The following is a 7,271-nucleotide window of genomic DNA, read 5'->3' on the forward strand; positions in this document are numbered from 1 at the left end:
GGCGACGGGGGCGGCGGTGGGGGTGGTGGCGGTCGGCGGGGCGGCGGTTGAGGCGCGGATGGCCTTGGCGGTGACCGCGCGGATCTTGGTCCAGTCGGGGTAGCCGGTGTTGATCAGCGGCGGCACGAACTGCACGCTGGTCACCCTGGCGCCCTTGACCTTCAGCGCCAGCGGGACCAGGTGCTCCAGCATCGGGAGCGGGATGTCGGTCGTGATCAGCTCCCTGGTGGCCAGCGCCACCTGGTTGAACCGGGCCAGCACGGTCGCCGGGTCGGCCTGCTGCAGGATGGCGCCCAGCACGCAGCGCTGGCGTCCCATCCGGCTGAAGTCGTCGCTGTAGGTGCGCGAGCGGGCGAACCACATCGCGTCGGCGCCCCCGAGCCTGCGCCTGCCCGCCTTGACCACGCCCTCGTTGTACTTGCCGAACACCACGTCGTGCGGCACGGTGATCGTCACGCCGCCGAGCGCGTCGATGAGGCGGGCGAAGCCCCACATGTTCACCAGGGCGTACCAGTCGATCTTCAGTCCGAGCGTGTAGCCGACGGTGTCGATCAGGACCCGGGCGCCCTGCCCCTTGCGGCCGCCGAAGATCTCCGGGTGGGCGTCGGCGTACTCCCAGACCGCGAACAGCAGGTCCTCGCGCCCGCCTCCGGGCCCGAGCGGGAGCCGGAAGCCGTTCGGGAACCGCTTGGCCATCGGGCTGCCCGGCACGAAGCGGACGTTCTCCAGGTTGCGCGGGAGGCTGAACAGGACGGTGTTGCCGGTGCGCACGTCGATGCTGGCCACGTTGATGCTGTCGGTGCGCACCCCGGGCCGGTGGTCGTCGGCGTCGCCGCCGAGCAGCAGGATGTTCACCCGGCCGCGGCCCGCCCACGGATCCTGCTCGCGGCCGGCGGGGAGCGTCGCGGCCGGGGAGGTGAAGACGCCCTCGATCGTGGCCTGGGAGACCGCGGCGTACTGCCCGACGAACCCGAAGGGCAGCAGCACGGCCACCGCGAGCACGCCGGCGACCGTCCCGGCGGCGGCCTGCCCCGTGGCGGGCAGCGTGCCGGGGTTCAGCACCATGAAGGAGTGCACGACCAGCGCGAACCAGGCGACCCCCAGGGCGAGCGAGGCCACGGTGACGCCCGTCAGCCAGGACGACGCCAGCAGCTGCCCGGCGAGGCTGCCGAGGTCGGAGGTGAGCCCGATCCAGAGCAGGGCGAGCAGCAGCACGGCGTACAGCGAGAGCAGCGCCAGCCCGGTCCGGCGCCGCCCGCCCGCAGGTGCGCGGCCCCCGGCGCGATGGCCGACAGCGCCGTCCACCCGATGACCGCGCCGATCCCGGGCGGCTTTGATCTGTCCCGCACCTGCTCCCCGTTTCCCGCGCTCTCCGCACTTCCCGGTGCGCTCGCCGTGCTCCGCGCGCTTCGCCTCCGCGGGCTCGCGCACTCGTGCGCCGCACAGGAGATGGTAGGCGGAAGGGCAGGTCGCGCAGGCGAAGAGCGCGTGAACACATCAGAAAAACATCCCGATTAATCCAGACATTTGAACTGGAATAAGATTCGGTCATGTCTTTCACCGAGATCGAGTACGGCGTGGCCGACGGTGTGGCCACCATCACGCTCAACCGCCCGGAGCGCCTCAACGCCTTCACCTACGTGATGCGCGCCGAGCTGATCGAGGCCTTCGACCGCGCGGACGCCGACGACGCGGTGCGCGCCGTGGTCGTCACCGGACGCGGCCGGGCCTTCTGCGCCGGGGCCGACCTGGGCGGCGGCGGCGACACCTTCAACCACCGCAGGACCGGGGAGATGTTCGGCGGCGCCGACACCGTCGACGGCTCGCCGCGCGACGGCGGCGGCACGGTGGCCCTGCGCATCGCCCGCTCGCTCAAGCCGGTCATCGGCGCGATCAACGGCCCCGCCGTCGGCGTCGGGGTGACCATGACGCTCCCCATGGACGTCCGGCTCGCCTCCGACACCGCGAAGTTCGGCTTCGTCTTCGCCCGCCGCGGCATCGTGACCGAGGCCGCCTCCAGCTGGTTCCTGCCCCGGATCGTCGGCATCTCCCAGGCGATGGAGTGGGCCGCGACCGGCCGGGTCTTCCCCGCCGCCGAGGCGCTCGAAGGCCGCCTGGTCTCCCGGGTCCTGGCCCCCGCCGACCTGCTCCCGGCCGCCTACGCGCTCGCCCGCGAGATCGCCGACAACACCTCCGCCGTCTCGGTCGCCGCCATCCGCCGGCTCATGTGGTCGGGCCTGTCGGCCGCCTCCCCCTGGGAGGCGCACCGCGCCGACTCGATCCTGATGAACGTCCTCGGCGCCGCCCCGGACGCGGCCGAGGGGGTCACGTCCTTCCTGGAGAAGCGCCCGGCGGAATTCCCGATGAAGGTCAGCCGGGATCTGCCGGACGCCGTACCCGCCTGGCCCGCCAACCCGTACGAAATATCCTGAAGCGCATGCACGACGTTCTCGGCCCCGACTACGAGCTCACGGTCCTGCCGCTGCCGGACGACTACGAGGGCGAGGTCGTCGCCTCCCTCGTCCGGCGCCGCGCCGCGGACCCCACCGGCAGGGCCGTGCTCTACCTGCACGGCTTCACCGACTACTTCTTCCAGACCCACCTGGCCGAGCACTTCGCCGCCCAGGGGATCGACTTCTACGGCCTTGACCTGCGCAAGTACGGCCGCTCGCTGCTGCCGCACCAGACCCGCGGGTTCGTGCGCAGCGTCACCGAGTACTTCCCGGAGATCGACGAGGCGGTCCGGATCATCCGGGCCGAGCACGGCCACGAGGAGGTGATCCTCAACGCCCACTCCACCGGCGGGCTCGTCGCCGCGCTCTGGGCCGACCGGGTCAGGGGCCGGGGGCTGGTCCAGAACCTGGTGCTCAACAGCCCCTTCCTCGACCTCAACGTCCCCGGCCACCTGCGCCTGGCCGCCGACGTCCTGCACCTGCCGCTCTCCCGCCTGCCCGCCCGCGCCGTACTGCCCCTCGGGCTGTCCACGGCGTACGGCACCAGCCTGCACCGCGACCACCACGGCGAGTGGGAGTTCGACCTGGAGTGGAAGCCCGTCGGCGGGTTCCCGGTGCACGCCGCCTGGCTGGCGGCGATCCGCCGCGCCCAGAGACGGCTCCACGGCGGCCTGCGCGTGGACGTGCCGGTCCTGGTGCTCTGCGCGGAGAAGGGACTGCGGCTGCGCGACTTCGCCCCCGAGGCCCAAGGCGCCGACACCGTGCTCGACCCCGAGCAGATCGCCCGCTGGTCGACCAGGATCGGCGGCCACGTCACCTGCGTCCGGGTGCCCGGCGGCATGCACGACCTGGTGCTGTCGCCCGAACCCGCGCGCAAGCAGGTCTTCGCCGAGATGGACCGCTGGCTGGCCTGCTACCGCTGAGCGGGCCGCGCTCCCGGGGCCGTTCCCGGCGTCCGCCGCCCCGGGGGAGCCGGCGTCCCCGGGACCGGCCGCCGGGGGCGCCCGGGAGACGGCGAGCACGGCCCCCGGGGAAACGGTCACCAGGGGAAGGCGAACAGGCCGTAGTAGGCCGCCGCGACCAGCAGCAGCCCGGTGCTGCCCAGCACCCCGGCGATCGCGACGTGCTGCGGGCGGCTGGGCTGCCAGCCCTCCCGCAGCGCCGAGACGACGGCGGCGGTGGCCGTCACCTCCTGCAGCAGCATCAGCACGGCCAGCCCCCGGACGACCAGCCAGCCGGCGAGGACCGCGGGCCAGGCCCCCGCCTGGTTGACCGAGAACAGCACCAGCAGCGTGATGAAGGCCAGCACCGAGGCGAGGAGCCCGGCCCCCGTCCACGCCATCCGGCGGAACCGGCGCCGGATGGGCGGCCAGAGCCGGGCGTTGGCCTCGGCCTGGGGGCGGCTGCCGCGCAGCCGTACCACCATCGCGGCCACCGGGCCGGCCACGTAGCCGACGGCGGCCAGGCAGAGCGTGAGCCCCAGGACCGTGCCCCCGGCGTACCACGGCGCGGCCGGGACGTCGCTGGCCTCGTAGCGCTGGACCGGGGTGGCGCCGGCGATGCGCGGGGAGGGCGGTGAACCGGAGGGGGGCGCCGCGGGATCCGCCGTGCCGGGCAGGCCCCTGACCCAGTTGGCCAGCGTCTCCAGATAGCCGGGGGCGAACGGCCCGCCGTGCACCCGCATGCCGTGGTCGGCCCCCTCCAGGTAGCGGATCGTGTAGGCGGAGTTGCCGCCCTCGGCGAGCGCGCGGGTGAGGGTCTGGCTGCTCTCCACGAACGGGATCGACGGGTCGCGCGTGCCGTACAGGGCCAGCACCGGCCGGCGCGTCCCGCGTAGCGCCGGCACGCCGTCGTGGCGCAGGAAGTTCATGTCCACCGCGGACATCGCCCGGATGAGCAGCTCGCGTACCCCGCTCGGGGCGTGCAGCCGGTCCAGCTGCTCGCCCAGCGCCCAGCTGACCTGCCGCACGGGCGAGACGTTCGGGGCGGAGACCAGTACGGCGAAGCCGACGTCGGCGCTGCGGGAGGCCGCGATCGGCACCACCCAGCTGCCCTCGCTGACCCCCCACAGCCCGGCGCGGGCCGGGTCCACGTCGGCGCGCCCGCGCAGCTCGGCCAGCATGCGCAGCGCGTCGTCGGCGAGCAGGCCGAAGTCGCGGTGGCGGAAGTCGTAGCCGACGGTCCGCTTGTCGTAGACGAGTGTGACGATCCCGGCCCTGGCCAGCCACTCGGCCTGCGCGTCGAACTCGTCGCGCACGCCCGGTCCGGCCCCCTGCACGAAGACCAGCGCGGGATGCCTGCCCGGGGTGAGCGGCGCGCGGATCGTCGCCTCCAGGGTGGTGCCCGCGGCCGGCACGGTGACGTTCCGCACGGAGACGGGCGCGTCGCGGAGACGGGCCGCAGCTCGTGGGCGGGCTGCGGCGGGAGCGTGCGGAAGACCGGGTCCGCGGTCAGCGGCGACGGATCGAACGGCGGGGGCAGGGTGTAGCCCACCGTCGCCAGGGCGGCCATGATCAGGCCGGCGGCCACGCTCAACACGCCCCGGCCCACGCGCATGCCGTTCCGCTCCCCGATGGCCGTCCGTCCGAGTGTCCGTCTCCGATCTTCAACCCTACCCAGCGCGGAGGAAGCGTGGGTATCCGGTGGATATCGATGAGACCGGGGAGGTGGGAGTGGCGGCATATGTCTCCGAGTCCTGTTAGCTTCAAGCGTCATGCGGGTGCTGCACACATCGGACTGGCACCTGGGCCGCTCGTTCCACCGGGAGAGCCTCCTGGCGGCCCAGGGAGTCTTCGTCGACCATCTGATCGAGACGGTCAGGGCCGAGCGGGTCGAGGTGGTCGTCGTCTCGGGCGACGTCTACGACCGGGCGCTGCCGTCGGTCGACGCGGTCGACCTGTGCAACGAGGCGCTGCGGCGGCTGGTCGCCGAGGGCGTGCGCACCGTGCTGATCAGCGGCAACCACGACTCCGCGCGCCGCCTCGGCTTCGGCGCCGACCTGATCGACACCGCGGGCGTGCACCTGCGCACCGACCCGGCCCGGGTCGGCGCCCCCGTGCTCGTCGGCGACGTGGCGTTCTACGGCATCCCCTATCTGGAGCCCGAGCTGGTCCGCGGCCCCTGGGAGCTGCCCGAGCGCACCCACACCGCCGCCATCGGGCACGCCATGTCCCTCATCCGGGCCGACCTCGCGCGCCGCGGCACCCGGTCGGTGGTGCTGGCCCACGCGTTCGTGACCGGCGGGCAGGCCAGCGACAGCGAGCGCGACATCAGCGTCGGCGGCGTCGTGCACGTCCCGGTCTCGGTGTTCGACGGCGTCGACTACACGGCCCTCGGCCACCTGCACGGCCGCCAGCGGATGAGTGAGGCGGTGCGTTACTCCGGCTCCCCGATCGCCTACTCCTTCTCCGAGCTCGGCCAGGTCAAGGGCTCCTGGCTGGTGGAGATCGGCCCGGGCGGGTTCGCCGGCGCCGAGTTCGCCGAGGCCCCGGTGCCCCGCAGGCTCGGCCGCCTCGAAGGCCGCCTCGACGACCTGCTCGCCTCGGACGCCCACGCCGACCACGAGGACCGCTGGCTGCAGGTGGTGCTGACCGACCCCGTCCGGCCGAAGAGCGCCATGGAGCGCCTGCGCACCCGCTTCCCGCACGCGCTCACGCTCTCCTTCGAACCCGAGGGCGGGCCGCCGGAGAGCGCGGCCCGGCCCCGGCTGGCCGGCCGCCCCGAGATCGAGGTGGTGCTCGACTTCGTCCGCGAGGTGCGCGGCGAGGCCGCCGACGACGAGGAGACCCGGCTGCTCCGGCAGGCCGTCGAGGAGTCCCGCGCCAAGGAGGCGATGGCGTAGATGCGCCCCCACCGTCTGCAGCTCACCGCCTTCGGCTCGTTCCCGGGCGAGGAGGAGGTCGACTTCGACGCCCTGGCCGAGGCCGGGCTGTTCCTGATCCACGGCTCCACCGGCGCGGGCAAGACCACCGTGCTGGACGCGCTCTGCTTCGCCCTGTACGGCCAGGTGCCCGGCCAGCGCAACAGCGCCCGCAGCCTGCGCTGCGACCACGCCCCGCCGGGCCGGGGCCCGCGGGTCGTCCTGGAGGTCACCGTCCGGGGCCGCCGGCTGCGCGTCACCCGCTCGCCGGCCTGGCAGCGGCCCAAGCAGCGCGGCACCGGCACCACCCTGGAGCAGGCCAAGGTGCTGCTGGAGGAGCTCGCGCCCTCCGGAGAGTGGACCGGCCTGACCACCCGGATGGACGAGGCGGGCGATCTGATCGGCGGTCTGCTCGGCATGAACCTGGCGCAGTTCTGCCAGGTCGCGATGTTGCCGCAGGGCGCCTTCGCGCACTTCCTGCGCGCCGACGGCGATGAGCGCCGGAAGGTGCTGGAGCGGCTCTTCTCGGTCAAGGTCTACGCCGCCGCCGAGTCCTGGCTCGCCGACCGCCGCACCGCGGCCTTCCGCGACCAGCAGGCCCTGCGCCGGGAGGTCGATTCCGTCGTCGACCGCGTCCAGGAGGCCGCGGGTCCCGAGCTCCTGGACGCCCTCGCCGCGTCGGTGGCCGCCGGCGTGTCCCCGGAGCCGGAGGCCGGGCTGCTCGCGGTGCTCCCGGAGCCGGAGCCGGACGCCCCGGCGGTGTCCCCGGAGCCGGAGGCCGGGGTCCTCGCGGTGCTCCCGGGGATGGAGGTGCCGCGACCCGCGGCCTCCCCGGAGCCGGCGGTCTCCGCGGAGCACACCGCGGAGACGCGGGACGCGGCCGCCTGGATGGAGGACGACCCCCTGGGATGGCCGGGGCGCTGGCCGGCTCGCCGCGGCGCTGTCCACCCGCTACACCG

The 7,271-nt window shown here is 74.1% G+C and carries 6 protein-coding genes; 4 read left to right on the forward strand and 2 right to left on the reverse strand.

Annotation, left to right across the window (positions count from 1 at the left end):
• Positions 1-1,305: LCP family protein (locus tag ACWJ6R_RS26480; RefSeq protein WP_449064833.1), on the reverse strand; the 1,305-nt coding region annotated here is incomplete at its 3' end.
• A 245-nt stretch (positions 1,306-1,550) separates the two neighbouring features.
• Here ACWJ6R_RS26480 and ACWJ6R_RS26485 point away from each other — a divergent pair.
• Together ACWJ6R_RS26485 and ACWJ6R_RS26490 are read left to right on the forward strand one after the other, a co-directional pair.
• Positions 1,551-2,432 carry an enoyl-CoA hydratase-related protein gene (locus ACWJ6R_RS26485; protein ID WP_449064834.1) on the forward strand — a complete coding sequence of 294 codons (882 nt, stop codon included), beginning with the start codon at positions 1,551-1,553 and terminating at the stop codon, positions 2,430-2,432.
• 5 nt (positions 2,433-2,437) lie between these two features.
• On the forward strand, positions 2,438-3,376 hold the full coding sequence (locus ACWJ6R_RS26490) for an alpha/beta hydrolase (RefSeq protein ID WP_449064835.1): 939 nt from the start codon (positions 2,438-2,440) through the stop codon (positions 3,374-3,376).
• A 116-nt stretch (positions 3,377-3,492) separates the two neighbouring features.
• Here the strand turns inward: ACWJ6R_RS26490 and ACWJ6R_RS26495 are convergent, their stop codons facing one another.
• Complete coding sequence (locus ACWJ6R_RS26495; protein WP_449064836.1) at positions 3,493-4,824, reverse strand: alpha/beta hydrolase family protein; 1,332 nt, start codon at positions 4,822-4,824, stop codon at positions 3,493-3,495.
• A 342-nt stretch (positions 4,825-5,166) separates the two neighbouring features.
• Here ACWJ6R_RS26495 and ACWJ6R_RS26500 point away from each other — a divergent pair, with 342 nt between their 5' ends.
• Entirely contained in the window at positions 5,167-6,294 is a 1,128-nt protein-coding gene (locus ACWJ6R_RS26500; protein ID WP_449064837.1) for an exonuclease SbcCD subunit D, read from the forward strand.
• The coding region (locus ACWJ6R_RS26505; RefSeq protein WP_449064838.1) for an AAA family ATPase at positions 6,295-7,271 on the forward strand (977 nt) is incomplete at its 3' end.

The sequence above is a fragment of the Planomonospora algeriensis genome, from assembly GCF_977012225.1.

Bases quoted from the DNA above. Each gene is read 5' to 3' on its own strand.
- ACWJ6R_RS26485 (WP_449064834.1), top strand. From the start codon at position 1,551: ATGTCTTTCACCGAGATCGAGTACGGCGTGGCCGACGGTGTGGCCACC.
- ACWJ6R_RS26490 (WP_449064835.1), top strand. From the start codon at position 2,438: ATGCACGACGTTCTCGGCCCCGACTACGAGCTCACGGTCCTGCCGCTG.
- ACWJ6R_RS26500 (WP_449064837.1), top strand. From the start codon at position 5,167: ATGCGGGTGCTGCACACATCGGACTGGCACCTGGGCCGCTCGTTCCAC.